Consider the following 24,881-nt stretch of genomic DNA (forward strand, 5'->3'; position numbering starts at 1 on the left):
CGATGATTTCTGACCAGAATGGTGAGTCTGAATCACAATCGATTCGGACGAACCTGCCGTCGCTGATGGCGCTGCGCTGTTTCGAGGCCGCGGCGCGTCACGAGCATTTCAGTCGCGCGGCCGACGAGCTGTGCGTGACCCATGGCGCGGTCAGCCGCGCGGTGCGCTTGCTCGAGGACGATCTGGGCGTGGCGCTGTTCGAGCGGCGCAGCCGTCGCGTGTTCCTGACCGAAGCGGGCCGCACACTCGCCCAGGCCGTCCATGACGGCCTGGGCCTGATGCGTCACGCCGCCCACGCGTTGCGCGCCGACGCCGCCCGTGCGCGGCGTTCGGTGCTGTCGTGCGAGCCGACGCTCCTGATGCGCTGGCTGATCCCGCGCTGGCCGGATTTCCAGGCGCGGCACGCGGGCGTCGATATCCATCTGGCCGCCGCGGGCGGGCCGTTCTCGTTCGACAGCGGGGTCGACATGGCGATTCGTCGCAACGATTTCGCGTGGCCGGCGGGATATCACGCCGAGCATCTGTTTGCCGAACGGATCGGGCCGGTTTGCCGGCCGGACAAGGTCGGTGCGTGGTTTGCGTCGCGGCGCGGCGGCCGCACGTTGAAGCCCGACGCTGCGCTACTGCATACGCGGACCCGGCCGGACGCATGGAACGCGTGGGCGGGGGCGGCGAATCAGCCGGCCGTGAACGGGCGCGGGCAGAAGTTCGATCACTTCTATTTCAGTCTGCAAGCGGCCGTCGCGGGGCTCGGCGTGGCGATCGGGCCGTGGCACCTGGTGCGAGACGATATCGAAAGCGGTGTGCTGGTTGCGCCGATGGGGTTCGTCGAGGATGGATCGGATTACTACCTGTTGACGCCGGCGCCGGTGGCGGACGGGAGTGCGCAGGCGGCGTTGTTGGGGTGGTTGAGGGGACGGGTTTGACGGGGGCCGGTACTTCGTCGACGCTCGTTATCGATATCGACGCCCAAGACGATATTGTCGCTGATGGGGCAGACGCCATCTCGAATCGAAATAGAGAATGCATGGTCTTGCCGATGCTTGCTCATGCCAGCCAGCGAACGGAAAATGCGTTGGCGGAGACGCGTTCGCAAGCCCGCCATTAGCGTGAACAGGCCCTGGCCCGACGCTGCATAGGGCGGCAGGATGTCGACCGGCTTTTATCAAAATGACGTGTCCCGGCGCGCGCGCGTCGCTAAAAGAATGCCGATGCGCGCTTTACCGCCGCAACGAATCTGCGCCGATGAAGTCGCCGTCATTCTTCATCTTTTTTGATACGGTTTTTAACGATGCACGCGCAAACCTGGGCGACGTCAGGCTGCAGCGACTATTTCCCCGTCGCGTTTAAATCTGCATCCTTTACCCGAAGGTCAACGACGAGGCGAAGCCATGCAACTTCAAACCGGTAATTTATTCAGCGTCGAAGGGCGGCGCGGCGGCGACGAGCGAATCGACATGCTCGTCGAGAACTCGCGCGTGAACGTCGAGCGAATCGTGTCGATGGGGCATGCGAGCCCGGCCGGGTTCTGGTATGACGACCCGCGGGCCGAATGGGTCGTGCTGTTATCCGGCGCGGCCGTGCTCGAATTCGAAAAGAATGCGACGCGGCTCGATATGCGCGCCGGAGATTACGTACTGATCGACCCGCATTGCCGTCATCGTGTCGCATGGACGCATGACGAATTGCAAACCGTCTGGCTTGCGATCTATTACGAACGCTGAAGAAAGGATGGGCGTGCGGCACGGTCGGTGGATCAATCCGTGCACGACACGCCGATCGGGCAAAACCTCGTCTACCGGAGCGGCCATGGAATACCGCCGGTATCGATGCCCCAATCAATGCCCAACTTGCCGGGCAGCGTGTTGAATCACGCGCCGGCCCATGCGGGGAATCTTATTCCTGGATCAGGAATCGATTGCGATTCTTCGCATCCTTGATCCATGCGGGCGCGCGACCGCGGCCCGACCAGGTGGCCCCGGTCTTCGGATCGCGATACTTGGCCTGCACGGGGGCGCCCGCCTGTTTGGCCGGCCGACCGCGGCGCGTACCGAAAATGTCTTTTTCGGTAATGCCGTATTCCGCGACTTTGGTGCGGATGTCGTCGACGATCGCCTGGAATTCAGCGGCGCGCGCTGCTTCGGCTTTCTCGGCCAAAGCATCCATTTGGGCTTTCAGTTCCTTGTAAGTTGCCATATATCACTCTTCAGGTTGTGTCCATACATGATAGCGGTTTCAACCGGAAATGACGAAGAAAATTGCTCCGACTACGAATTCCATTGTCGATATCGCAATGGATGACTGCTTCGAACACCTGAGAAGTGGCTCGGCGGGATCGTTTGCGTCCGATCTTCTCGTGCGGGACAAGCTTCGGAGACTCAATTATTCTTTATCTTTTTTCAGAAGGATTGGGGAATTCACTGATGAACAGGGATGAAAAGCTGAAACAGGTCGCAGCCGAATTCGGATTCGATCCGGACGAAACGATCAGGATCGGCGGAAAGTACACGCCGGTCGTGATCGACGGAAGCACCGCCTACATTGCCGGCCAGGTGCCGCGAATCGGGGAAGTCGTGCATTTCGTCGGCATCGTCGGCGAGTCCGTTTCGCTCGAAGACGGCCGCCGCGCGGCCGGCATTTCCGCGCTGCGCGCGCTGGCGCTGATCCGTAAGCAGTGCGGCACGCTCGATGCGATCGCAACGGTGCCGCGCATGACCGTGTACGTGCGAAGCGCGCCCGGCTTCACGATGCAAAGCGAAGTGGCCGACGGCGCGTCGGACGTGCTGGTCGCGGTGCTCGGCGACGCCGGCGTCCATACGCGTTCGTCGGTCGGCGTGCTGCAATTGCCGAAGGGCGCGTCGGTCGAAGCCGATTTCATTTTCGGGCTGACTCGCGGCGGCGCCACCGGTTGATTCGGGATAGCTGCGGCGACGGGACAGCGGCCCGCGTTGTATCGATCAGTGCGCCGTGCGCGAGCGGGCGGCGTCGGGCGTCATTCCGGTCCATTCGTTGAATGCACGGAAGAACGAATTCGGATCCTGGTAGCCGAGCAGGAACGCGATCTGACTGTAGGGCAGGTCCGAGCGATCGAGGTAATGCCACGCGAGCTTCTCGCGGACTTCCGCCAGCAGGGTTTTGAAGTTCGCGCCTTCGTCGCCGAGCCGCCGCTGCAGCGTCCGCTTGCTGATCGCAAGCGTTTGCGCGACGCCGTCCGCGGTGGCGAGCCCGCCCGGAATCAATTCGAGCAGCGCCGCGCGCACTCGCTCGACGATGCCGGCCTCGGCCGACAGCGCGTCGAGGCGGCGGCGCAGGTCGGGTTCGAAAATCTGCCACATCGCGTGGTTCGCGGTCACGAACGGACGTCGCGCATCCTGCAGCGCCACGCTCACGGACGGCGCATCGCCGTACTGCGGCGTCACGCCGAAAAAGCGCGCATAGCCGGGATGGGGGCTGACGTCGCGCGGCAGCGTGACGGCGCGCGCCGACAGCTCGGTGCGGGTCGCCAGCCGCGCGAGTTTCACGAAGAAGCCGAGTTCGGCCGCGACCAGCATGCCGGGCGGCGGGATGTCGCGCTCGAGGAAATCGACGGCGAGAGTCAGCGCGTCGGCCTCGTGCGACACGCGCAACCGGACCGGGCCGATCAGCGGCTTGAACTGGCCGATGCGCCGGAGCGCGATCTCCAGGTTCGGGCTGCACAACGCGGCGAACAGCGGCGGATCGAAGGTCTCGACGGAGAGCAGATCGAGGATGCGCAGCGCGACGGCCGGCGTATTCGCCATGTCCTCCATCGCGCGCCACAGACGGAAGTACTCGCGGGTCGTCAGCCCGTTTTCCGGCCGCGTGAACAGATCGGCGGGCAACTGCGCGCGCCGCAGCAGTTCGTCGACGCGCAGGCCGAGGTCGACCATCACGACCTGCCAGCCCGGCGAAATCGCGAAGCGGTTCATCGCCGCAATTGCCCGGTTTCGACGAGCTGCTGAAAGAAGTCGTTCATCGATTCGGCGAGCGGGCGATAGCGGATGCCCAGTTCGTTGCGGCTGCGGCTGTTGTCCGCGCGCCAGGGCAGCCCGACGTTGCGCGCGATCATGCGGCGCGTCACGCTCTTGTTCGCGAGCGGGCCGACCAGCCACACCAGCCATTTCGGCAGGATGCGCCGCGGAATCGGATAGTCGGCGCCATACCGCTCCAGCAGCGTGGCGGCCATCGCCGGCAGGTTCGTGTCGTGTGCCGACACGATGTAGCGGCCGCTGGCGTTCGGCAGAAACGCCGCGCGCAGATGCGCGTCGGCGACGTCGCGGACATCGACCGCGCCCAGGCCGAGATTCGGCACGCCGGCCTTCATCGTGCCGTTGCCCATTTGCCGCACGATCTCGAAGCTCTCCGACGTCGCGTACGGATTGATGCCCGGCCCGATCACGAGCGACGGATTGATGGTCACGAGATCCCAGCGTTGCTGCTGGCGGGCAATCTTCCACGCTTCGCGCTCGGCAACGGTCTTCGAATACGAATAGGGCTGATGGGTCAGCGACGAGCTGGTGTTCCAGATCGCTTCGGTGAACACACCATCGGGCGTCGCGGCGAGATCGGCGTTGTCGCCGTAGATCGCCGCACAACTGCTGGTCAGCACGACGCGCCGCACCGACGGCGTGCGGTTTGCCGTCTCGAGCACATTGCGCGTGCCGAGCAGCGCCGGATCGACCAGCTCCTTCTGCGGATCGCGAACGGTGACGGTGAACGGCGACGCGGTGTGGAACACGGTCCCGCAACCCGCCATCGCGTCCGCGTACGACCCGGGTTCGAGCAGGTCCGCGCGGAAATAGCGGATCGTGCCGGGCTTGCCGGCCGCGATGCGCTGGAGGTGCTCGAGCTTGTCCGGGCTGTCGGGGTCGCGGACGGCCGCATGGACCGTCAGGCCGGCTTCGAGCAGCCGCTGCACGAGCCAGCCCGCGACGTACCCGGTCGCGCCGGTGACCATGACGGGGAGGTCGGTATCGATATTCATGAAGGGATTCCGTTGCAGAGGGGATGCGCCATGATGCCGCCATTTGCGCGCCACTTCACTCGCAAAGCGCGCCAATCGACATGCAGGGGGCGACAGGCGGCGCGAGACTGGAACATCGCAAGGCGTGCGACGAAGCCGCACGTCGCTGCCTGCGGCCGATTCGTCAGACGTGAAAGCGCACGCTTCGCCGGAATGCTCGCCGTCGTGTTGCTGCGCAACCAACCGCCGCGCCAGCCGGCCGCTTTTACCCCGTCCTTTTCGGAAGTCATCGTCTGACCCATATCAACCGGCATCCCCAGTTTTGGGGATGCCGGCGCCGAACGGTGCGCCTACGATGGTCAACGGGGCATCGCGACCGGATGTCGCCAGGACAATCGGACAGGCCTGTCGTTGCTTTGTCGATCGCTGCGTGCGTCCGCACAATCGATTGACACGATCGGCGCGTACGCTGATGCGCAACGTACGCGGTGCGTCGTCGGCGCCGCGGACGATCGCGCGTGGGTGACGGAAGGCCTGATGTCGTATTTCGGGGAATTTCAATCGATATGCTCGCACGAGACTATGTGGAACGTGAGCTCTCTCACATCCAGAGAATGGTGGCGCTGCTGGACAGCGAGACGGCCGTCGTCGATGTGTCGATGTCGGGCGCGGGGCGCGTCCGGCATCCGAGATACTGGCGCGGACGTATCGAGGAACTGCTGTCGACGCCCGACGTGCCGCGTCACGTCAGAAAGCTGAGCGAAGCGGTGCTCGCGAAGATCGACGAGATGGAAGCGCGGTTCACCGCGATGAAGTAAGTGCCTCGTCGGACCGGCGGCCAAACGCATTCCGGTCGCGTCGCCCGGTCGAAGACGATCGTTACGTCTGACGAGAACCGGTAATAAGCGTGGTATTTCGATCAAACCTGCATCGGCAATTTGAACAATGAGGCCGATTGAGTAAGATGCCCGAACGGCGTTCGATAAAAACGCACGGCACGGGGTGGCCAGATGCAGATGAACGGGGTGGTTCCATCGGCATGGATCGATGACGTCTACGCTGCGGCGTTGGGCGATCAACGATGGGAAGCGGTGCTGGACGGGCTGCGTTTGTCCGTCGGCGTGCGCATGGCGACGCTGCTGTCGTTCGACGACGCGGCGCGGCTGCCGGCGATCGAGCGGGCGGCCGGCGACGATCCGTCATGGGTCGCCGCGTGCCACCGCCGCTACAACACCGAGTTCTACCTGTACGACCCGGTCGTGCCGGTTGCCGCCGACTGGCAGGCAGGGCGCTGGTTCGAGGACGTCAGGCACCTGTCGGTGCGGCAGCGCACACATGGCGTGTTCTATCGGGAATTCCTGCAGCCGTTCGGGCTTGGCAGCATCTCGGGCCTGTACATCCATCGCGGCGAGGGCGCCAGCGCTTTTCTCAGCGTACAGAGCGGCCTCGAATCGCAAGGGCTGTCCGACGAGCAGCGCCGCACCATCGAAATCATGGGCGCTCACATCAGCCGTGCACTGCGCATCCACGCACGCATCGGCGAGCTCGAAGCGCGCGTGGCCGCCGCGGAATCGGCGCTCGACGCGGTGCCCGTGCCGGTATTCCTGCTCGGCCCGCAGCGCGAGCTGCGCTATACGAACTGCGCGGCCGATCAGCTGATCGCCGCCGAACCGGCGCTGCGGATCGTCAACGGCCGTTTCGCGCCGGAAGGCTGCGTCGACGATGCGCAATGGCGGCATGCATTCGCACGCGGCGGGCTGCTGCTGCGTCGTGCGACCGGCGAGCCGCTGCCGCTCGCGTTGATCCCCGTTCCCGAACAGTCGCGCCTCGCGCGCGAACGGCCCGGCGTCGCGGCGCTGATGACGGCCGCCGACCTGCGTTCGCCGTCGGCGCGCGCGCAGCGCTTGCGGGTGTTCTACGGGCTGTCGTCGGCGGAAGCCGATCTCGCCGTGCTGCTGTGCTGCGACGGGCGCTCGCCGCAGGAATGCGCGGCGCTGCGCGGCGTGTCGATCGGCACGGTCCGCGCGCAGATCAAGTCGATCTACACGAAGACGGACGTGGCGCGCGCCGCGCAACTGACGTCGCTGGTCATGCAGACCTGAGCGATCGATGCGGGCGGGCGCGCCCGCGTTTTGACCTATCCGCCGCCGATTCCCTGCAGTATCTTGCCGGTCCCGCCGCAGACGGTGCACGCCTGTCCCTCCACCATGCCGGTGCCGCGGCAGACGCGGCACGTGTCCTCGCCGATGCCCGGCGCGTCGGCAGGGCCTTCGTCGCCGGCGTTCGGCGGGGTAGCCGGGTCGGGCGGCGCTGATCGCTTCGTGATCGACATGACTGGCTCCTTTCGCGTTTCACGCGGTGGCGGCGCGCATCGCGCGTGCCTGTCAGGCGGCGCGCCCGTCGACGACGGATCGATCACGCGGGTTATCGCGGCGGCGCGGCAACATTGTAGTCAGTCATCCTACAACGACAATCAATGCAGCGAAAGAAGGCCGTCAGGCAGGTGAAAACTGCGACGTCGACGGCCAATCTGCGCGCCGGCGCATTTCCGGAAAACGTTTCGCGAAAAAGTACGAAAACGGAGCATCCAGCTCTCGGATCACCTCGTAAGCCCTTGATGAAAGCCGTTCTAGGGGTATGCACCAAGTGAGTTAAACGATTAACCGACGTACATTTGCCCAACACGTCATACGACGTATGACTCTGCGGTTCGGGGAAGCGCGTCGGCGAAGTCCGCGCGGGCCGCCGGATCGCCGCACAACAACGATCGACCATCCAGGAGACTCACCATGAAGCACCGATTCACCGGCTCCCGTACCGCCCTGGCCGTCGCCTTGATGGCTGGCTTCGCGCTGTCCGCGCAGGCGCGTGTGTTCCGCTCGGCGGACGTCCACGGCGACAATTTCCCGACCAACATGGCCGTGAAGTTCATGGGCGACGCGTTGTCGAAGCAGACGGGCGGCAAGGATTCGATCAAGGTGTTCGGCAACAGCGCGCTCGGCTCCGAGAAGGACACGGTCGACCAGGTGCGGATCGGCGCGATCGACATGGCGCGCGTGAACGGCGCGTCGTTCAACGAGATCGTGCCGGAATCGCTGATCCCGTCGTTCCCGTTCCTGTTCCGCGACGTCGACCATTTCCGCAAGGCGATGTACGGCCCGGTCGGCCAGAAGATCCTCGATGCATTTACCGCGAAGGGGATGATCGCGCTGACGTTCTACGAGAGCGGCGCGCGATCGATCTACGCGAAGCGCCCGGTGCGCTCGCCGGCCGACATGAAGGGGCTGAAGGTGCGCGTGCAACCGTCGGACCTGATGGTCGACGAGATCCGCGCGATGGGCGGCACGCCGACGCCGATGCCGTTCGCCGAGGTATACACGGGCCTGAAGACGGGCCTCGTCGATGCGGCGGAAAACAACCTGCCGTCGTACGAGGAAACCAAGCACTACGAAGTGGCGCCCGATTACTCGGAAACGCAGCACGCGATGACGCCTGAAGTGCTGGTGTTCTCGAAGAAGATCTGGGACACGCTGTCGCCGCAGGAGCAGGCGGCGATCCGGAAGGCGGCGGCCGATTCGGTGCCGTACTACCAGAAGCTGTGGACCGCACGCGAGGCGTCCGCGCAGCAGCTGGTGACGAAGGGCGGCGCGAAGATCCTGCCGGCCGCGCAGATCGACCGCGCGGCGTTCGTGAAGGCGATGCAGCCGCTGTGGACCAAGTATGAAAAGACGCCGCAGATGAAGCAGATCGTCGACGAGATCGAGGCCACCAAGTGACGCGTCGCACTTCGCTGAATGGCGCCGCGACCGTGGGCTCGCCAGACGCGGCCGCCGCCGACGGCGCGACGCCGTGCCGGCCGCGCGCGGCCGCGCCGGTGCTGCGCTGCGTGAACGACGTGCTGTTCCGCGTGCTCGCCGTGATCGCGTCCGCGTGCCTCGCGGTGCTCACGGTGCTGGTGTTCTACGCGGTCGTGATGCGCTACGTGTTCGAGAACGCGCCGGATTTCGTCGAGCCGATCGCGCTGCTGCTCGTGATCGTGATCGCGATGTTCGGCGCCGCGATGAAGGTGCGCGACGGCGGCCACATCGGCCTCGATTCGCTGGTGCGCCGGCTGTCGCCGAAGGCGCGCACGGTCGTCATCGCGATCCAGCACCTGAGCCTGATCGCGTTCGCGATCATGATCATGATCGGCTGCGGCAGCATGGCCGCCGAGACGATGGGCGACCGCATCCCGATCATCGGGCTGCCCGAAGGCGTGCGCTACCTGATCACGATGCCCGCGGCGGTTGCGATCATCTTCTTCTCGCTCGAGCACCTGCTCGCGCTTCGTCGTTCTTCGTCGGGACAATAACGCCATGGAACTCGCGATCCTGTCCGTCAGTTTTCTGATATTCCTCGTGCTCGGCGTGCCCGTGTCGTTCGCGCTCGGCATTGCGTGCGTGCTGACCTACATGGTCGAAGGCCTGCCGATCGCGACTGCGATGCAGGCGATGATCTCGGGGATGAACGCGTTCTCGTTTCTTGCGGTGCCGTTCTTCATCTTCTCCGGCGAACTGATGCTGCATGGCGGCATCGCGGACCGGATCCTGCGCTTCGCGCAGGCGACCGTCGGCCACTTCCGCGGCGGCCTCGGGATGGCGAACGTCGTCGCGTGCACGCTGTTCGGCGGCGTGTCGGGCTCGCCGACCGCCGATACGTCGGCGATGGGCGGCGTGGTGATTCCGCTGATGAAGCGCGAAGGCTACAGCGCCGCGTACGCGGTCAACGTGACCACGCATGCATCGCTCGCCGGCGCGCTGATGCCGACGTCGACCAACATGATCATCTACGCGTTCGCCGCGCAGGGCATCACCGGGATGCTGCACGGCCAGCCGGTGAGCGGCGTGTCGATCGGCGACCTGCTGTTCTCGGGGCTCCTGCCGGTGTTGTGGGTGATGGGCTTCGTGCTCGCCGCCGCGTACTGGCAGGCCGTGCGTCACGGCTATCCGCGCCGCGAGGACGGCTCGTCCGCGCTGCCGCGGTTTCCCGGCTGGTATGCGGTGCTGCGCAGCTTCGTCGGCGCGGTGCCCGGGCTGATGGTGATCGCGATCATCCTCGTGTGCGTCGCGAAGGGCATCGCCACCGCGACCGAAGCGGCCGCGATCGCCGTCGTGTACTCGCTCGTACTGACCGCGGTGGTCTACCGCACGCTGACGGCCGAGAAGCTGCGCCGCGCGCTGTCGCATGCGGCGCGCACGACGGGCGTCGTGCTGCTGCTGATCGCGGTATCCAACATGCTGCGCTTCCAGATGTCGTACCTGGAGATTCCGGATGCGATCGAAGGGCTGCTGAAGCAGTCGACCGCGGCGCCGTGGCTGATGCTGCTGTACATCAACATCATCCAGGTGTTCCTCGGCACGTTCGTCGACATGGCCGCGCACATCCTGATCACGACGCCGCTGTTCCTGCCGATCGCGATGGCGTGCGGCGTCGGGCCGGTGCAGTTCGGGATCATGCTGTTGCTGAACTGCTCGCTCGGCCTCGTGCATCCGCCGATCGGGTCGGTGCAGTTCGTCGGTTGCGCGATCGGCAACGTGTCGATCGGCGAGACGACGAAGATGGCGTGGCCGTATTACCTCGCGATCTTCAGCGCGATCAACATCGTCACGTACATGCCGTTCTTCTCGACGTGGCTGCCGAGCCTGATCAGCGGGCACGCGGTATTCTGATTGCATGCTTCGCCCGTTGCGGCGCCGGACGACCGAGGGTGTCCGGCGCCGCGGTCGCATAAGCGCGCTTGCCGGCCCGTTGCGAGCCGGCTGCTCAATCCTGCCGCCCATCCGGCTCGACGTGGCGATCGGCCGATCGTTCGTCGCGCCAGTCCGCCAGCGCACGCCATAGCGCCGGGCGCGCATGGTCGCGCGGCGGCAACGGGATCACGCAGGCGACGCCCCGCACGTTGACCACCACGCCCGAGTCGGGCAGCGTGGCCGGGATGCCGGAGGACGAAGGGGCGGCGTCGGGTTCGGACGGGATGCCCCGGTCGGGCGGGTGTCGAAACAGCATGAGAAATCTCCGTGGCGCCGCGAAGCGGCGAATCAGTAACGGACCCGCCCGACCAGGCCGAGCGGATCGATCGCGTGCTGGACGGCGCCGGCGAGCTGCCGTTGGGCGGCCGGCACGTGCTTGCGGTAGTACGCGATATTGACCGGCCCGACGCCATGCTCCGCGCTGAAGCAGCCGCCTGCCTGCACGACGCGGTCGTACAGCGCGCCGCGCAGCGCCACTTGCTGCAGCGGCCCGTAGCGTTGCGCCGCGGTAGGCGGAATCGACACGACGAGATGGCAGCCGCCGTCGCCGAAATGGCCGAACGCATGACAGCGCAGCGCCGGATGCGCGGCGGCGAGCCACTGCTCGGCATCGGCGACGAATCCGGCCAGCGCGCCGCGCGGAAACGACACGTCGAACGACAGCGGCAGGCCGTCCTGCGCGACCGCGGCCGGCAGCGCGTCGCGAATCCGCCAGAACCGTTCGGCCGGCGCGCACGTCGCGTCGAGTACGACGCGTTCGTTCGCGAGCGCATCGAGCGTCGCGACCGTGCGTTCCTCGAGCAGCGCATCGAGCCCCGGCATGCCGGTCGCGATTTCGACGAGCGCGTAGCATCCGGCTTCACCGGGCTCGAACGGCACGCGCAATGCCGGAAACGCCGCCGCGACGCAACCGACCGCCGCCGCCGACATGAACTCGAACGCGGACAGCATCTCGCCGAATGCGCGTTCGAACGCGAGCAGGCCGGCGAGCGCCCCATCGTACGACGCGAACGCGACGAACGCCGCGCACGACGACCGTTCGAGCGGCGCGAGCGCGAACGACACGGCGGTGACCAGCCCGTTCGCGCCATTCGCGCCGATGAAGCATTGCGCGACGTCGAAGCCCGCGTTGCGCTTGCGCAGCGGCGCGAGCGTATCGATCACGGTGCCGGCTTCGTCCGCCAGCACGACTTCGACGCCGAGCACGTGACGGCGCATGTCGCCGTACTTGACCAGGCGGCTGCCGCCCGCGTTCGCGCCGACGAGGCCGCCGGCCGCCGGATCGCTGCCGAGATCGAGCGGCACGCAGAGGCCGGCTTCGCCCGCCACGCGATTGAGGTCGGACAGCCGCACGCCGGCGTCGACCGTGATGCTGCGATTGGCCGGGTCGAACGCGCGAACGGCGCGCATCCGCTCGAACGACACCACGCATTGCGTGCCGCTGCGATCGGGCACGGCGGCGCCGACGAGGCCGCTGCGCGCGCCCTGGGCGACGAGCGCGATCCGGTGCGCGACGGCGACGCGGGCGAGCGCGCGCACGTCGGCGGTCGATGCCGGCCGCGCGACGCCGAGCGGCACGCCGCCGTGCTGCATGACGTCGGTCGCATACGGCTCGCAGGCCGTGCCTTCGAGCCAGCCGTCGCCGAGCGCCGCGGCGAGCGCCTGCCGTTGCGCGGCGTGTGCCGCGTGTGCGGGCAACGCGTTCATCGTCAGCGTGCTCGCGCGAGCTGCTTGCGCAGCCGGCCGCGCACGACGACCAGCGCGATCAGCGGCACGACGCCGCCCCACAGCGGGCTGTGGCGCATCGCAATCGACACCGCGAGCGCGACGACGGTAACCGCGAGCAGCACGAGCGACAGCGAACGCGTGCGCGCATGGTCGACGAACGTGCCGTCGACGAAGCCGCCGTCCGACCAGGCGGTATGCACGATGCCGACCACCAGCACGCAGACGAGCATCGCGGCCGGCCCGAGTTCCTCGCCCCACAGACGGCTACCTGTCGGCGACACGAGCGCGAGCACCGCGCCGATCACGAGGAACAGGTCGACGCCGATCGCGATGCTGTTGCGCTCCGCGCGGCGCATCAGCATCGCGCCGTGCACGAGCGCGAGCACGCCGCCGATCAGGAACGCATGGGTCCAGCGCAGGTCCGGCTGCTCGGGGCCGAGCCGGCCGTAGAACAGGAACACGATCGCCGGCAGGAAGTTGCTCGCGTGCAGCAGGTAGTCGGTTATGGGATGGTTCGATTTCATCGGTGTCTCTCCTTCGTCGAAACAGCGTGGCGACGCGTCACGCGTCGTGCCAGCGGAACAGCCGCGCGGCGGCGAACAGGAACAGCGCGGTGCACGCGGTCATGCCGAGCAGTTGCGGCGCGAGCTGCGCGTACGGCGCGCCGTCGACCAGCGCGCCGCGCAGCGCGACCGCGAACTGGTTGGTCGGCAGGAACGCGAGCCCGGCCTTCAGCCACGCGGGCGCGTCGTGCATCGGGATCGTCAGGTCGCTGAAGAACAGCAGCGGGTAATACGTGACGTTGCACGCGAGTTCGGCCGCCGCGAGCGAGCGGGTGCGGCTCGCCAGCAGCACGCCGATGCTCAGCACCATCGCCGCGCCGAGCAGCACGATCGGCAATGCGCGCAGCCCGTCCGGCGTCGCGATCGGCAGCGCGATGCCGAACGCGACGCGCGCGACCGTCAGCAGCACGAGCGCCGACAGCGCCATCATCGCCATCCGCGCGACGATCAGCGCGGCGAGGAACACGCCGCGCGACACCGGGAAGCACACGTAGAGCTTGAACGTATTGCGCTCGCGCAGCGCGGCGATCGCGGTGGTCGTCGAATTGAGGCCGATCGCCATGAACGCCATCACCAGGATGCCGGTCGCGAAGAATGCGCCATAGTCGAACGGGCGGCGCGTCGGCGCGGCGTTCTCGAAGCGCGCCTGCGCGGCCGGCAGCCCGAGCCGCTGCGCGGCGCAGCGCGCGAGCGCGATCTCGACGACGCGCGACGCGGCCTTTACCGCGAGCGAGCCGTTGAAGTCGTAGCGGATCGTCGCCGGCGTGCGTTCGTCCGCGCCGAGCACGACGATCACGCGATCGGCCGGCGCGCCGCGCCCGCCGAAGGTCGCCTTCACCGTGTCGCTGTGCGACAGGCTGGCGACGATCTGCGCCTGGCACGCCTGGTTGTACGGCGTCGCGCCGCCGGGCAAGTCGAATGCGACGTCGGCCGTGCCGAGCGAGCCCGAGCCGCCGAACGCGAACAGCATCACGCTCAGCAGGAACACCGGGAACACGAGCGTCCAGAACAGCGACGAGCGGCTGCGCAGATAGCCGAGCAGCTCGTTGCGCACGAGAATCAGGAACACCTTAATCATGGGTCGGGCCCTCGGTGCACAGGCGCAGCAGGTCGCCCGGCGTGCTCGGCGCGAGCGCGAGATGCTGGATGCCCTGTTCGCCGACGATCCGGTGCACGTTCGGATGCAGCGTCGCGTCGCCGAACGCCTCGACCACATGCGTGGCCGACACGCGCACGCCGGTCACGCCCGGCAGCGCGGCGAGCCGCTTGCGCAGCGCGCGCGCGTCGGCTTCGTCGCGGCAATGCAGGACCGCGCGCGCATCGCCGACGAGTTTGGCGCGCAGCGTGTCCTGGTCGCCCTGGTAGCGCACGCCGCCGTCGCGCACCCATACGAGATCGTCGACCACGCTCAGTTCTTCGTCGGAATGGCAGATCATCGCGACGCTCGTGCCGCTCGCGCGATGACGCAGCAGGTCGATCACGACGCCCGCATAGCGGCGGTCGAGCCCCGTGAACGGCTCGTCGAGCACGGCCAGCTCCGGCCGGTGCGCGAGCGCGACGTACAGGTCCACGCGCTGGCGCTGCCCCTTCGACAGCGCGCGGCATGGCTTGTCGAGCAGCTCGGCGATGCCGAGCGCGTCGGTGATCGCCGCATCGGTGTGCGCGTACATCGCGCGGTGCAGCGCGACGATCTCGGATACGCGTAGATGATCGGGATACTCGACCTTCTGCAACTGCGCGCCGAGCCGCCGCAGCGACCGCGAATCGCGCATGAAGCGTTCGGCCGGCACGTCGAGCACGCGCACGTCGCTGCCGCCGCGCCGGAAGCCGAGCAGCGTTTCGAGCAGCGTGGTCTTGCCCGAGCCGTTCGGGCCGACGATCGCGGTGATCGCACCGAGCCGGAACCGCACGTGGCGCGCGGACAAGCGGAAATCGCCGGCCGCGACGTCGATCGCGCGCGCGCCGAGCGCCGCGCCCGGCGCATGCGCGTCGGGCAGCGGCGGCGTGCCCGTGCGCTGCGGCCGGTCGAACGCGGCGGGCGGGCCGAACATCGCGCGCACGGACGCAAGAAACGAAACGCTCATCGTCGGCATCCTCAGTCGAACAGCATGACCTGCGTGTCGCGCGCGCCCCGGTACGGGTTGCGGCCGTGCGCGACCAGCATGTTGTCGACGACGAGCACGTCGCCGACCTGCCACGGGAACGCGCATTCCTCGTCGTCGAGCGCGTCGTAGATCGCCACCAGATCGTCGAACGGCATCGGCGCGCCGTCGCCGTAGCGGATCTCGTACGGGAACGCGGCGCGCGCGCCGTAGATGCGCTGCAGGTAGCGATAGCTGAGCTCACCCATCGAGCGTGGGTTCGGGTGCTGCGCGCTCGCCTGGTTGAACCACACCGTCTCGCCGGTGCGCGGATGCGTGCGCAGCGCGCTGCCGACGTGCGACACGGTCACGCTGCCGTCGTCGAGCCAGCGGCAGCCGACGCCGCGCTCCGCACACAGCCGCTCGACTTCGTCGCGCGCCGTCGTGCCGAACGCGTCGTCCCACGGCCGGTGGTACGCGGCGAACGGCAGGTTCGGGTTCGCGGCGATGCCGTCCGCGCGGTCGCCCGGCGCCGCGAAATTGCGCAGATACATCACGCCGCGCTCGGCGAACCGCGCGCGCAGCGCGGCCGGCAGGCGCGCGGTCACGCGCCGCATGTCGCAGATCGGCGTTTCGCCGCCCGCGTCGGCCGGTTGCCGGCAGTAGAACGCGACGAGGCGCGGGAACGCGGGCATGTAGGCCATCTCCTGATGCAGCCCGATCTTGAACGGCGGCGGCATGCGGGTCGATTCGTACACCTGGCCGTCGATCTGCCGGCGCGGGGCGGCGCCGGCCGTATAGCCGTTCGCGTGCGCCGGATACAGCGCGCCGAGGCGGCCGAACGCGGCGGTGTCGGGCACCGCGAAGCCGCGCCACAGCAGCGCGCCGCATGCATCGAGCAGCGTGTCGATCGTGTCGAGCCGCGAGCGGTACCACGCGACGAACATTTCCGGCGACGTCGCGAGTTCGGCGCTGCGCGGCGTCACGCACAGCGGCAGCGTCGCGCCGGGCGCGACCGGCGCGCACTGCACGTCGTCGGCGCCGAGCCGCACGGCCGCATGCGCGGCGAGGAAGGCGAGATCGGTCATCGCTCAGGCCAGCGCCGGTTTCTTCAGCAGGATTTCGAAGCCGAGCGCGCCGAGCCCCATGCTCGGGCTGTAGATCGACGCAACGGCAGTCAGGCCGGCTTCGGCCACCAGCGCATGCGCTTCGTCGAGTGTGATCTTTTCCTCGACGTGGGTCGGCGGATAGTCGGCGGCCGCGCGCATCTCGGTGAAGCGGTCGAGCAGGTGCTGCGGCGCGTCGCGGCGCATGTCGTGCACCAGCGCGATGCCGCCCGGCTCCAGCACGCGATACATCTCGGTCAGGCTGAGTGCCTTGTCGGGCAGGTGATGCAGCGTCGCGCGGCCGACCGCCATCGTCAGCGTGCCGTCGTCGAACGGCAGCGCGAGTGCGTCGCCGACGCGCATCTCGATCGTGTCGTCGAGCCCCAGTTCGTGAATGCGCGGGCGGCCTTCGTCGAGCATCGCCGGATCGAGGTCGATGCCGACGTAGCGCCAGCCGCGCATCGCCGGATCGGTCGCGAGCCGCACCGGCACGACGCCGGTGGCCGTGCCGATATCGGCGATCGTGCCGGCCGTCATCCCGCGCGCGAGCTGGCGGATGCGACTGATGAACAGCAGGTCCCACGGTTCGAGCGTTTCGGTGGCGAAGCGATCGTAGTCGTTCGCCGGGCGCAGGTTCTTGAGCAGCATGACGTTCCTTGTGCGAAAGGGTGAGGGTTCACAGCCAGCCGACCGGCACAGCGGCCAGCAGCCGTCGCGCGGTCGCGCTGTTGACGCCGAACGCCGGGCGGCGGCGCCGTTCCACGGCATGCGCGGCCATCGCTGCGATGCGCGCGCCGAGCCCGACGCCGACGCCCCAGGACGGCGCGGCGACGCCGAGTTCGAGCAGCGTCGCGGCGGTCAGGAAATCGATGTTCGGCCGCAGCGCGCGACGCGCGTCGGCCTGTGCGCAGCACGCGTCGAACAGCGTCATGTATCGGCCGTCGAAGCCTGCTTCCGTCAACCGGCCACGTATGTGCGGCGGACGCGGATCGGCGACGAACAGCGGATGGCCGAAGCCGTACAGCGTGCGTTTCGCGTCGAGCGCCGCGTCGATCGCCGCGCGCCCGGCCGTATCGAGCGCCGTAGCCGGCGCACCGGCGCCGCCCGGCACCGACTGCGCGAGCGCGGCGAGCCACTGCATCGCTTCGAGCGCCGCGCCGACGTGCGACGGCCCGCTCGCGAGAAAGCCGGATGCGACGGCCTGCGTCAGCGTGACGCCGGTGCCGATCGCGACGCGCGGCGCGAGCACGGTCGGCGTGATGTAGCCGAAGCCGGCGTGCCACGCGACGAGCAGCATGTCCATCGCCGCTTGCGCCGGTGCGTCGTGGCGCGTCGCGCCGGTCAGCACGAGCATGCGTTGCGCTTGCGTCTGCGCTGCCTCGAGCGCCGTGCTGCCGGCGCCGGCGCCGGCGCCGGCGCCCGCGCCTGCCGCGAACGGCCGGCCCTCGATCGCCGCATGCAGCAGAAACGGCGCGGCGGCCGCGCACAGCAGCATCGTGTCGAGATCGACATCGCCCGGCGCCGCGCCTTGCACGCGTGCGGTCACGTCGTCGAGGCCGCGCAGCAGGCCGGACGCGGCCGCGAACACCGGCGCGACGCCGGCCGCGCCGAGCTCGGCCGCGACCGACTGCGCGACCGCGCCCGGCGCCAGCGCGTCGGCGAACGCGGCGAGCCGCGCGCCGATCGTCGCCTCGTGCGCGCGATGGTCGGCGCTGCCGGGCGCGACGTCGAACCACAGGTGCGCGAGCGCGCCTTCGAACGTCGTCGCGCCGATCAGCGCGTTCAGGTCGAGATCGCGCACGCGCAGCGCTTCGGGGTCGAGCGTCGCGCCGTCGATGTCGGTGCCGCGATGGCGCGTCGCCGGGCGGCCGAGCAGATTGCGCGGCGCATCGTCGGTCGCGGTGATGGTGGCGGAGGTGCCGGAATCGAGCGTCGTGTCCATGTCATTCCACCGCGGCGAGTTCGTCGCTGCTGACGCTGATCGCCGCGTGCGCCATCGCGGCGATCACGGCGGCGTGCTGGTCGACGACGGGCAGCACGTTCGCGAAGTAGTAGCGCGCGCTTTTCAGCTTGCCGCGATAGAACGCGAGTTCGGCCGGCGCGTCGGCCGTTTCCGGCGCATCGAGCCGGCGCGCGGCGATCGTCGCCGATTCGAGCAGCACCCATGCCGACGTGACGACGCCGAACATCTCCAGAAAGCGCGTGTAGAACTGGCTGCTGCGATGCGTATGGCCGTCCTGCACGTCGCGCGCGATGTCGTCGAGCGCGGCGGCGATGCGGTCGGCGCCCGTGCGCAGCGCATCGAACAGCGGCCGCAATTCCGCCTGCGTGCCGGGTTGATGCTGCTGCGCGAGGAACGCGTCGAGTTCGTCGCGGTAGTACTGGATCAGCCGCGAATGGCGGCCGAAGCCGAGCTTGTCGCGCACGAGATCCTGCGCCTGGATGTAGTTCGTGCCTTCCCAGATCGACAGGATCTTCACGTCGCGCGCGTTCTGCTCGACCGGGCTCGCATCGGTATAGCCGAGCCCGCCGTGCACCTGGATCGCCGTCTCGCAGATGCGCCACGCCTGGTCGGAGATGAACGCCTTGCAGATCGGCGTCAGCAGCAGTTGCAGCTTGCGATGACGCTCGATCTCGGCCGGGTCGGCGTCGGGCGTCGCCTCGAGCATCGCCGCGCGCGTCGCGGTGGCCGCGAGCTTGCCGAGCAGGCCGCGGCAGCCGTCGACGCGGCTTTTCATGTCGACCAGCATGCGCTGCACGTCCGCGTGCTCGACGATCGCGACGCGTGCGGCGTTCGTGTTCGACGCGCGCTCGATCGGCCGGCCCTGCAGCCGGCGGCCCGCATACTCGACCGCGTGCAGGTACGCGCTCGACGCGACGCCGACGCCGAACATCCCGGTGCTCATCCGCGCCTGGTTCATCAGCGGCATCAGCTGCAACAGCCCGACGTTGCGGCGGCCGCCGAGCAGCCAGCCTTTCGTCGTGCCGTTCGAGCCGAACACGAGATGGGTGTTCGCGCAGCCCTTGAGCCCCATCTTGCGCGGCAGGCCGATGCAGTCGACGTGGTTCGGCTGCAGCTCGCCGGTGGTTTCGTCGGGCCAGAAGCGCGGCACGACGAGGCACGATAGCGAGAACGAATCCGGCGACGCGGTGTCGATGCGCCCGAGCACGAAGTACAGCGTGTTTTCCGTCAGCTCGTGCATGCCGGCCGAGATATAGACCTTCTCGCCGTCGATCGCGTAGATGTCGCGTTCGAGCGGCGTCGCGCGCAGCGCGACCGCGGTCAGGTCGGTGCCGGCCTGCGGCTCGGTCGCGCAGAAGCACGCGTCCCAGCGGTACGCTTCGAGCGGCGCGATCAGCGCCTTCTGGTGCGGCGTGCCGTGCATCTGCAGCAGCTTGACCGCGGGGCGCGTGAAGCCGCCGTACGTCATGAACGACGGATTCGCGCCCATGAACATCTCGTAGATCATCTGCGTGACGATCGGCGGCAGCCCGTGCGCGGTACCGAACAGCGTGTTCGACCACTCGTCGCGAAAGCGCGCCCACAGCGCGTGGAAATGCGAAGGAATCCGTACTTGGCCGTCGTCGAGCAGCGTGCAGCCCTCGACGTCCGCCTGCTGGTAGCTGCGGCCGAGGTCGAGCGCGAAATCGCGTGCGCGTTCGAGCAGCGCATCGATCGACGCGCGATCGTGCGTGCCGTACAGGCCGTGTTCCGCCAGGAACCGCTTGTCGGCCTCGAACAGTTCCCACAGAAAGAAGCGCAGCTCGCGCAGGCTGACCTTGTAGGCGCTCATCATGCATCTCCTTCGATATCGAGCGCGGCGTCGAGGCCGCCGGCGAGGTCGACGACGGCTGCTGCCGCCGCGCCATGCAGCGCCGCGTCCCATACGAGCACCGTGCGGCGTTCGCCTTCGTCGAGCGCGCCTGCGAGCCGGATCAGCGCGGCGGCCGATTCGGCTGACGACAGATGGCCCGACCCGTCGTGCTGGATGCGCGCGGGGACCGGAATCGACGCGGCGTCGGCCACGCGCGCCGCGAAGCCGGGATCGAAGCCGGGCGGCACGCACCAGTCGATCTGGTTCGCACGCAGGTTGGCCTGGTCGAGCGCGCGGCGGATCGCGCGCGCGGCGACCGGCGCGAGCGTGTCGCGCAGCGCGGCCGGCGCGTCGGCCCACGGATCGGCGATCGACGGCCCGAATTCGAGCGCGACGGAGCGCACGCCACTCCACGCGGCCGGCTCGGGCGACGGGCCCGCGCGCGACACGAGCAGCGCGGCGGCCGCGTCGCCGTAGCCGACCAGGTCGCCGAACTGGCGGAAGAACGGGTAGAGCCACTTGTCGCTGAGGATCACGAGCGCCTGGTCGCCTTCGTCGCGCAGCAGCCCGTCGAGCAGCATCAGCGCCGAATACCAGCCGAGCGTGCCGTTCTGGCCGAGCGCGAACGGCGTCACGCGCTGCAGCCCGAGTTCGTACTGCATGCGGCCGACGACCGAGTCGCCGATGCCTTCGTTGAGCGCGCAACTGGCGACGATCACGTGCGTCGTGCGGGCCAGCGGGCCGGAGCCGAGCTGGTCGCGCAGGTCGAGCGCCGCATCGGCGGCGAGATCGGCGAGGCTGCGCCCGGGCGGCGCGACGCGCAGCGCGGGCCGGCCGCCCGGCGCGAGACGCGTGCCTTCGTCGGGCGTCAGCGCGCCCAGGCCGCGCGGCCGCGCAAAGCGCGCCTGCGGCAGCAGCAGGTGCCGGTAGCCGGGATGGCGCTCCTGCGCCTGGATCGCACTGAACACGACGGCGGGCGGCAGCACCACGACGCCGCCGGACAGCGCGAGCGTGCCGGGCGCGGCGACGCGCGGCGCGCCGACACAGGTTTCATCGAGCGTCGACAGGGTCATGCGGCGGTCTCCTCGAGGTTCGGGCGCGCGAACGCGTCGCGATACTGCGCTTTCAGCGCCGGTCGGTCGATCTTGCCGTTCGGGTTGCGCGGCAACGCGGGCAGCGGCTCGACGACGAGCGGGTTCATGTAGGTGGGCAACGCGTCGCGGCATGCGCGGGCGATGTCGGCGCGGCACGCGTCGGCGTCGAGCGTCGACACGACGCACGCGGCGATCGCCTCGCCGAGCGCCGGGTGCGGGACGCTGAATACGGCAGCCTCGCGAATGTGCGGCAGCGCGAACAGCACGTCCTCGACCTCGGTCGGGCTCACGCGATAGCCGGACGTCTTGATCATGTCGTCGCCGCGCGCGACGAAGTACAGGTAGCCGTCCGCGTCGCGCCGCACGATGTCGCCGGACCACACGGCGACGTCCGGGCGCGGGATTTCGCCGTGGCGGCGCGGCAGCGGGCGAAAGCGCTGCGCGGTCAGCTCGGGCCGGTTCCAGTAGCCGAGCGTGACGAACGCGCCGCGATGCACGAGTTCTCCGGGCTCGTCGGCCGCGCATTCGCTGCCGTCCGCGCGCAGCACGAGGATCTCCGCGTTCGGCACGGCCTTGCCGATCGACGTCGGGCGCAGCGCCGCGTCGGCCGGCGGCAGGTAGGTCGAGCGGAATGCCTCGGTCAGCCCGTACATCAGGTACGGCGACGCGTGCGTGAACAGCGCTTGCAGGCGATGCAGCAGCGGCGTCGCGAGATGGCCGCCGGTGTTCGCGAAGCGGCGGATTCGCGTACGTGCGGTGTCGCTCCAGCCGGCGGACGCAAGCTGCATCCACAGCGGCGGCACGCCGGTGATCGACGTGACGCCGAACGCGTCGCAATGGCGCGGCACTTCGGCCGGCTGCAGGAAGTCGAGCGGCGTGTAGCACGCGCCGGACGCGAGCGCGGTCGTCAGTTGGCTCAGGCCCGCGTCGAAGCTGAGCGGCAGCACGCCGAGCACGACGTCGTCTTCGGCGAGCTGCTGGTACGCGGCGACGCTGAACGCGCCCGACACCAGGTTGCGATGCGACACGACGACGCCTTTCGGCTTGCCGGTCGAGCCGGACGTGTAGAGCAGCGCGGCCGGATCGTCGTCGACCGGGCGGCCGGCGGCGGGCAGTGCCGGCGCGTCGGTGTCGGCTGCTTCGATCGCATCGGCCAATTCCTCGATCAGCAGCGTGCGTTCACCGACGAGCGCGGCGAGTGTTGGCAGGCGCTTGAGCCGCTGCGCGCCGGTCACGAACAGCGCGGCGCCGCTGTCGGCGACGATGTGTTCGATCTGCGCTTCCTTCAACTGCGGATTGACCGGCACGAAGATCGCGCCGAGTGCGTTGGCCGCGAGCATCGCGACCACGGTTTCGATGCGCTTCGGCGCGTAGATCGCGACCCGTTCGCCGCGCTGCACGCCGCGCGAGGCGTGCGCGGCGGCGGCGCGCCGGACCGCGCGCGCGAGCTGGTCGTAAGTCAGTGTGCCGCCGCCGTCGGTATACGCCGGACGATGCGGCCAGCGCTCGGCGCCGTGTTCGAGCAGGTCGGCGATGCTGATCAATGCGTTCATGATCGGCTCCTCGGGTTCAGGCCGGCCGCACGTACACGTGCGCGGCTTCGTGGGACAGGAAATGCGCCATCGAGTACGTGCGGTGATAGGCGCCGCAGCGCGCGAACACCGCGATGTCGCCGACCTGGGGCGGCGCGCCCGTATCGTCGCGGCCGATCACGTCCGCGCGGCTGCAGGTGCTGCCGACGTACAGCGTCGGCACGCCACGGGGCGGCGGCGCGGGCGTGCGGCGCACGAGCGACGGCGCGGCCAGGCGGCGCATCATCGTTTCGGTCTGCGCGAGCAGGAACGCATGCGACAGCCCGCCGTCGCAGACCGCGATCGTGCGGTCCTGCCACGGCTTGACCGCGACGACGCGCGTCGCGAACACGCCCGCATCGGCGAAGATCGCGCGGCCGGATTCGTGGGCGAGCGAATACTGGCCGGCGAGCGGCGCGAGCGCGGTCGCATAGCGTTCGAACGCTATATCGCCCGGATGATCGTCGGCAAAGCCGCCGCCGAGGCTCAGCGACGCGAGCGGCGCACCGTTGGCCGGTGCGAGATCGCGCGCCAGCGCCGCGAGCCGTTCGGGCAACACGAGCGTGTCCGGCTGCGTCGGGTCCTGGCGGATGAACGAATGCGGGCCGGAGAACACATGCAGCCCGGCGACGGGCAAGCCGGCGGCCGCGAGCGTGCGCACCGCGTCGTGCGCCTCGTTCGGCGTCATCCCGAAGTGGTCGTGCCACAGCGCCCTTGCGTGTTCACCCGCTAACGCGCCGGCGTTCACGCGCAGCAGCACGGCGCCCGGCGTGCTGCCGCCGGCCGCCGCTTCGCGGGCGAGCGGCACGAAGCGCGCGACCGCGTCCGGGTTGTCGAGCACGAAATGGCAGCGCGACGCGAGCCCCGCGCGCATGAACATCTCGTCCATCGACGGATTGTTCAGGTAGCGCGGCGTCTTGATCCGGCCGATCACCGCGTCGAGTTCGCCGCGGCTCGCGAGTTCGACGCCGTCCTCGTACGCATGCGCGCAACGCGCGAGCATGTCCTGATTCGGGTTCGCCTTCAGCGACACGATCAGCCGCGTGCCGAGCCGCGCCTTCAGCGACCGGTAGCGGGCGATCGCGACCTCGGGCTCGTACACGTAGCACGGCGTGCGCAGATCGGCGATCCACGCCTGATCGGCGGCGGCGGGAAGCGGGCGCTCAGGCGTCATGGCGGCTCACCGGATGGAGCGTGGCGGCCGCATACGCGCCGCAGTTCGACTGCATCACGCCGAGCACGCGCCGGCCATGCGCGACCGCATCGAGCCCGACGTCGGCCAGGTTGATCGGGAAATCCGAACAGCACGCGTGGCCGCGCGCATGGATGTTGTCCGCATAGAGCCGCTCGGCCGGCACGCGCATCGCGCGGCACAGCGCGCTCCAGCCGGGCAGGTCGGCGTTGTGCGGCAGCACGAGGTCGTATGCGTCGAGCGCATGCGGCTCGAGCGCGACGGCTGCGTCGATCGCACGGCGCGTGTACGGCCACTCCATCATGATCAGGTCGGCCTCGTTCGCGGCGACGGTGTCCGACCCGCGATGCCATTTCGCATGCGTTTCGATCGCGATGCCGCCGAGCCGGTTCTTCGTGCTGTTGCGCGCGATCAGCATCGCGGCCGCACCGTCGCACTGCACGCCCGTCATCTGCCGCATCCGGTAATCCTCGCCGTACACGCGGTCGGACGACACGACGAGCGCCGTGTCGAGTTGCGGATGGCGGCGCATCAGCGCGCGCACGGTCTCGATGCCGGCCGCGACCGACACGCAGTTCAGTTGCGCGACGGAGCCGAGCCACAGCGGCTCGATGCCGAAGCGCGCGGCCACTTCGTGCGGCAGGCTGCGCGGCGCGGGCGGCACGCTGAACTGCTGCGTGTGCACGTGCACGATCGCGCCGACGTCGGACGGATGCACGCGCGCGGTGTCGAGCAGCCGGCCGACCGCCGCGATCGCGAGATCGGTCTCGCTCGTGTCGAGCGCCATGTGGAAATAGCGGCTGCCCGACTGCGCGATCGCGGCCGCCCGCTGCGCCGGGTAGTCGCGCTCGGCGGCCCAGGCCTCGATATCGACGGGCGGGCCCGGCAGCTCGTAGGCCACCGCGTCGATGCCGATCCAGAAGCCGGCGTCGTGGGATGCGGGGGAAGAGGGCATCGTCAT

26 protein-coding genes are annotated in these 24,881 nt (G+C 68.9%); 8 read left to right on the plus strand and 18 right to left on the minus strand.

Going from position 1 to position 24,881, the window contains the following annotated elements:
- Positions 1 to 2 precede the first annotated feature (2 nt).
- Together HWX55_RS13355 and HWX55_RS13360 are read left to right on the plus strand one after the other, a co-directional pair.
- Positions 3 to 926 (plus strand): LysR family transcriptional regulator, encoded by a 924-nt coding sequence (locus HWX55_RS13355; protein ID WP_175975999.1) that lies wholly within the window; start codon positions 3 to 5, stop codon positions 924 to 926.
- A gap of 465 nt (positions 927 to 1,391) precedes the next feature.
- Positions 1,392 to 1,724, plus strand: a complete 333-nt coding sequence (locus tag HWX55_RS13360) for a cupin domain-containing protein (RefSeq protein WP_175976000.1) — start codon at positions 1,392 to 1,394, stop codon at positions 1,722 to 1,724.
- Between the two features lie 172 nt (positions 1,725 to 1,896).
- Here the strand turns inward: HWX55_RS13360 and HWX55_RS13365 are convergent, their stop codons facing one another.
- Entirely contained in the window at positions 1,897 to 2,196 is a 300-nt protein-coding gene (locus HWX55_RS13365) for an H-NS histone family protein (RefSeq protein WP_050013598.1), read from the minus strand.
- Between the two features lie 227 nt (positions 2,197 to 2,423).
- Between HWX55_RS13365 and HWX55_RS13370 the strand changes: the two genes are divergently transcribed.
- The gene (locus HWX55_RS13370; RefSeq protein WP_175976001.1) at positions 2,424 to 2,912 is read left to right on the plus strand and encodes a RidA family protein; all 489 of its coding nucleotides are present in this window, start codon (positions 2,424 to 2,426) and stop codon (positions 2,910 to 2,912) included.
- 45 nt (positions 2,913 to 2,957) lie between these two features.
- On the opposite strand, the gene HWX55_RS13375 is transcribed toward HWX55_RS13370, so the two are convergent.
- Genes HWX55_RS13375 through HWX55_RS13385 form a run of 3 tightly spaced genes read right to left on the minus strand, consistent with a single transcriptional unit; the run spans position 2,958 to position 5,271 of the window.
- The gene (locus HWX55_RS13375; protein WP_175976002.1) at positions 2,958 to 3,947 is read right to left on the minus strand and encodes an AraC family transcriptional regulator; all 990 of its coding nucleotides are present in this window, start codon (positions 3,945 to 3,947) and stop codon (positions 2,958 to 2,960) included.
- The gene (locus HWX55_RS13380; RefSeq protein ID WP_175976003.1) at positions 3,944 to 5,002 is read right to left on the minus strand and encodes an NAD-dependent epimerase/dehydratase family protein; all 1,059 of its coding nucleotides are present in this window, start codon (positions 5,000 to 5,002) and stop codon (positions 3,944 to 3,946) included. Before HWX55_RS13380 ends, HWX55_RS13375 begins: the two co-directional genes overlap by 4 nt.
- The gene (locus tag HWX55_RS13385) at positions 4,999 to 5,271 is read right to left on the minus strand and encodes a hypothetical protein (protein WP_175976004.1); all 273 of its coding nucleotides are present in this window, start codon (positions 5,269 to 5,271) and stop codon (positions 4,999 to 5,001) included. Before HWX55_RS13385 ends, HWX55_RS13380 begins: the two co-directional genes overlap by 4 nt.
- A 276-nt stretch (positions 5,272 to 5,547) precedes the next feature.
- Between HWX55_RS13385 and HWX55_RS13390 the strand changes: the two genes are divergently transcribed.
- A complete protein-coding gene (locus HWX55_RS13390) occupies positions 5,548 to 5,799 on the plus strand; it encodes a hypothetical protein (RefSeq protein ID WP_089490112.1) in 252 nt (83 codons plus the stop codon).
- A 249-nt stretch (positions 5,800 to 6,048) separates the two neighbouring features.
- A complete protein-coding gene (locus tag HWX55_RS13395) occupies positions 6,049 to 7,083 on the plus strand; it encodes a helix-turn-helix transcriptional regulator (protein ID WP_244140557.1) in 1,035 nt (344 codons plus the stop codon).
- A 35-nt stretch (positions 7,084 to 7,118) separates the two neighbouring features.
- On the opposite strand, the gene HWX55_RS13400 is transcribed toward HWX55_RS13395, so the two are convergent.
- Complete coding sequence (locus tag HWX55_RS13400) at positions 7,119 to 7,313, minus strand: hypothetical protein (RefSeq protein ID WP_050013593.1); 195 nt, start codon at positions 7,311 to 7,313, stop codon at positions 7,119 to 7,121.
- A 457-nt stretch (positions 7,314 to 7,770) separates the two neighbouring features.
- Between HWX55_RS13400 and HWX55_RS13405 the strand changes: the two genes are divergently transcribed.
- Genes HWX55_RS13405 through HWX55_RS13415 form a run of 3 tightly spaced genes read left to right on the plus strand, consistent with a single transcriptional unit; the run spans position 7,771 to position 10,689 of the window.
- Positions 7,771 to 8,757 carry a TRAP transporter substrate-binding protein gene (locus HWX55_RS13405; RefSeq protein ID WP_175976006.1) on the plus strand — a complete coding sequence of 329 codons (987 nt, stop codon included), beginning with the start codon at positions 7,771 to 7,773 and terminating at the stop codon, positions 8,755 to 8,757.
- On the plus strand, positions 8,754 to 9,332 hold the full coding sequence (locus tag HWX55_RS13410) for a TRAP transporter small permease (RefSeq protein WP_175976007.1): 579 nt from the start codon (positions 8,754 to 8,756) through the stop codon (positions 9,330 to 9,332). The genes HWX55_RS13405 and HWX55_RS13410 overlap by 4 nt, the downstream gene beginning before the upstream one ends.
- A 4-nt stretch (positions 9,333 to 9,336) precedes the next feature.
- Positions 9,337 to 10,689: a TRAP transporter large permease gene (locus HWX55_RS13415; RefSeq protein WP_006481162.1), complete on the plus strand. Its 1,353-nt coding sequence runs from the start codon at positions 9,337 to 9,339 to the stop codon at positions 10,687 to 10,689.
- A 94-nt stretch (positions 10,690 to 10,783) separates the two neighbouring features.
- Here HWX55_RS13415 and HWX55_RS13420 read toward each other — a convergent pair whose 3' ends face one another.
- Genes HWX55_RS13420 through HWX55_RS13480 form a run of 13 tightly spaced genes read right to left on the minus strand, consistent with a single transcriptional unit; the run spans position 10,784 to position 24,881 of the window.
- On the minus strand, positions 10,784 to 11,026 hold the full coding sequence (locus tag HWX55_RS13420; RefSeq protein WP_175976008.1) for a hypothetical protein: 243 nt from the start codon (positions 11,024 to 11,026) through the stop codon (positions 10,784 to 10,786).
- Positions 11,027 to 11,058: 32 nt separating this feature from the next.
- Positions 11,059 to 12,477 carry an FAD-binding oxidoreductase gene (locus HWX55_RS13425; protein ID WP_175976009.1) on the minus strand — a complete coding sequence of 473 codons (1,419 nt, stop codon included), beginning with the start codon at positions 12,475 to 12,477 and terminating at the stop codon, positions 11,059 to 11,061.
- A gap of 2 nt (positions 12,478 to 12,479) precedes the next feature.
- Positions 12,480 to 13,022 (minus strand): permease, encoded by a 543-nt coding sequence (locus HWX55_RS13430; RefSeq protein WP_175976010.1) that lies wholly within the window; start codon positions 13,020 to 13,022, stop codon positions 12,480 to 12,482.
- A 37-nt stretch (positions 13,023 to 13,059) separates the two neighbouring features.
- On the minus strand, positions 13,060 to 14,139 hold the full coding sequence (locus tag HWX55_RS13435) for an ABC transporter permease (protein ID WP_175976011.1): 1,080 nt from the start codon (positions 14,137 to 14,139) through the stop codon (positions 13,060 to 13,062).
- Entirely contained in the window at positions 14,132 to 15,145 is a 1,014-nt protein-coding gene (locus tag HWX55_RS13440; protein WP_175976012.1) for an ABC transporter ATP-binding protein, read from the minus strand. The genes HWX55_RS13435 and HWX55_RS13440 overlap by 8 nt, the downstream gene beginning before the upstream one ends.
- 11 nt (positions 15,146 to 15,156) lie before the next feature.
- On the minus strand, positions 15,157 to 16,230 hold the full coding sequence (locus tag HWX55_RS13445; protein ID WP_175976013.1) for a TauD/TfdA family dioxygenase: 1,074 nt from the start codon (positions 16,228 to 16,230) through the stop codon (positions 15,157 to 15,159).
- A gap of 3 nt (positions 16,231 to 16,233) precedes the next feature.
- The gene (locus HWX55_RS13450; protein WP_074808097.1) at positions 16,234 to 16,896 is read right to left on the minus strand and encodes a class I SAM-dependent methyltransferase; all 663 of its coding nucleotides are present in this window, start codon (positions 16,894 to 16,896) and stop codon (positions 16,234 to 16,236) included.
- A 28-nt stretch (positions 16,897 to 16,924) separates the two neighbouring features.
- A complete protein-coding gene (locus HWX55_RS13455) occupies positions 16,925 to 18,190 on the minus strand; it encodes a citrate/2-methylcitrate synthase (protein WP_175976014.1) in 1,266 nt (421 codons plus the stop codon).
- Between the two features lies 1 nt (position 18,191).
- Positions 18,192 to 20,042, minus strand: coding sequence for an acyl-CoA dehydrogenase (locus HWX55_RS13460; protein ID WP_175976015.1), 1,851 nt, complete (start codon positions 20,040 to 20,042; stop codon positions 18,192 to 18,194).
- Entirely contained in the window at positions 20,042 to 21,136 is a 1,095-nt protein-coding gene (locus HWX55_RS13465; protein ID WP_175976016.1) for a hypothetical protein, read from the minus strand. Before HWX55_RS13465 ends, HWX55_RS13460 begins: the two co-directional genes overlap by 1 nt.
- The gene (locus tag HWX55_RS13470; RefSeq protein ID WP_175976017.1) at positions 21,133 to 22,710 is read right to left on the minus strand and encodes an acyl-CoA ligase (AMP-forming), exosortase A system-associated; all 1,578 of its coding nucleotides are present in this window, start codon (positions 22,708 to 22,710) and stop codon (positions 21,133 to 21,135) included. The genes HWX55_RS13465 and HWX55_RS13470 overlap by 4 nt, the downstream gene beginning before the upstream one ends.
- A 16-nt stretch (positions 22,711 to 22,726) precedes the next feature.
- Positions 22,727 to 23,902, minus strand: coding sequence for a PLP-dependent decarboxylase (locus HWX55_RS13475; RefSeq protein ID WP_175976018.1), 1,176 nt, complete (start codon positions 23,900 to 23,902; stop codon positions 22,727 to 22,729).
- Positions 23,892 to 24,881, minus strand: a complete 990-nt coding sequence (locus HWX55_RS13480; protein WP_175976019.1) for a 3-oxoacyl-ACP synthase — start codon at positions 24,879 to 24,881, stop codon at positions 23,892 to 23,894. The genes HWX55_RS13475 and HWX55_RS13480 overlap by 11 nt, the downstream gene beginning before the upstream one ends.

It is taken from the genome of Burkholderia sp. BCC1047, from assembly GCF_902833155.1.
Classification (GTDB): domain Bacteria; phylum Pseudomonadota; class Gammaproteobacteria; order Burkholderiales; family Burkholderiaceae; genus Burkholderia; species Burkholderia sola.

Coding starts and splice junctions, on each gene's coding strand:
- HWX55_RS13390 (WP_089490112.1), top strand. CDS start 5,548: ATGCTCGCACGAGACTATGTGGAACGTGAGCTCTCTCACATCCAGAGA.
- HWX55_RS13480 (WP_175976019.1), bottom strand. CDS start 24,881: ATGACGATGCCCTCTTCCCCCGCATCCCACGACGCCGGCTTCTGGATC.
- HWX55_RS13360 (WP_175976000.1), top strand. CDS start 1,392: ATGCAACTTCAAACCGGTAATTTATTCAGCGTCGAAGGGCGGCGCGGC.
- HWX55_RS13385 (WP_175976004.1), bottom strand. CDS start 5,271: ATGACTTCCGAAAAGGACGGGGTAAAAGCGGCCGGCTGGCGCGGCGGT.
- HWX55_RS13455 (WP_175976014.1), bottom strand. CDS start 18,190: ATGGACACGACGCTCGATTCCGGCACCTCCGCCACCATCACCGCGACC.
- HWX55_RS13405 (WP_175976006.1), top strand. CDS start 7,771: ATGAAGCACCGATTCACCGGCTCCCGTACCGCCCTGGCCGTCGCCTTG.
- HWX55_RS13450 (WP_074808097.1), bottom strand. CDS start 16,896: ATGCTGCTCAAGAACCTGCGCCCGGCGAACGACTACGATCGCTTCGCC.
- HWX55_RS13420 (WP_175976008.1), bottom strand. CDS start 11,026: ATGCTGTTTCGACACCCGCCCGACCGGGGCATCCCGTCCGAACCCGAC.
- HWX55_RS13370 (WP_175976001.1), top strand. CDS start 2,424: ATGAACAGGGATGAAAAGCTGAAACAGGTCGCAGCCGAATTCGGATTC.
- HWX55_RS13380 (WP_175976003.1), bottom strand. CDS start 5,002: ATGAATATCGATACCGACCTCCCCGTCATGGTCACCGGCGCGACCGGG.
- HWX55_RS13475 (WP_175976018.1), bottom strand. CDS start 23,902: ATGACGCCTGAGCGCCCGCTTCCCGCCGCCGCCGATCAGGCGTGGATC.
- HWX55_RS13425 (WP_175976009.1), bottom strand. CDS start 12,477: ATGAACGCGTTGCCCGCACACGCGGCACACGCCGCGCAACGGCAGGCG.
- HWX55_RS13365 (WP_050013598.1), bottom strand. CDS start 2,196: ATGGCAACTTACAAGGAACTGAAAGCCCAAATGGATGCTTTGGCCGAG.
- HWX55_RS13400 (WP_050013593.1), bottom strand. CDS start 7,313: ATGTCGATCACGAAGCGATCAGCGCCGCCCGACCCGGCTACCCCGCCG.
- HWX55_RS13435 (WP_175976011.1), bottom strand. CDS start 14,139: ATGATTAAGGTGTTCCTGATTCTCGTGCGCAACGAGCTGCTCGGCTAT.
- HWX55_RS13445 (WP_175976013.1), bottom strand. CDS start 16,230: ATGACCGATCTCGCCTTCCTCGCCGCGCATGCGGCCGTGCGGCTCGGC.
- HWX55_RS13355 (WP_175975999.1), top strand. CDS start 3: ATGATTTCTGACCAGAATGGTGAGTCTGAATCACAATCGATTCGGACG.
- HWX55_RS13460 (WP_175976015.1), bottom strand. CDS start 20,042: ATGAGCGCCTACAAGGTCAGCCTGCGCGAGCTGCGCTTCTTTCTGTGG.
- HWX55_RS13430 (WP_175976010.1), bottom strand. CDS start 13,022: ATGAAATCGAACCATCCCATAACCGACTACCTGCTGCACGCGAGCAAC.
- HWX55_RS13375 (WP_175976002.1), bottom strand. CDS start 3,947: ATGAACCGCTTCGCGATTTCGCCGGGCTGGCAGGTCGTGATGGTCGAC.
- HWX55_RS13470 (WP_175976017.1), bottom strand. CDS start 22,710: ATGAACGCATTGATCAGCATCGCCGACCTGCTCGAACACGGCGCCGAG.
- HWX55_RS13440 (WP_175976012.1), bottom strand. CDS start 15,145: ATGAGCGTTTCGTTTCTTGCGTCCGTGCGCGCGATGTTCGGCCCGCCC.
- HWX55_RS13465 (WP_175976016.1), bottom strand. CDS start 21,136: ATGACCCTGTCGACGCTCGATGAAACCTGTGTCGGCGCGCCGCGCGTC.
- HWX55_RS13415 (WP_006481162.1), top strand. CDS start 9,337: ATGGAACTCGCGATCCTGTCCGTCAGTTTTCTGATATTCCTCGTGCTC.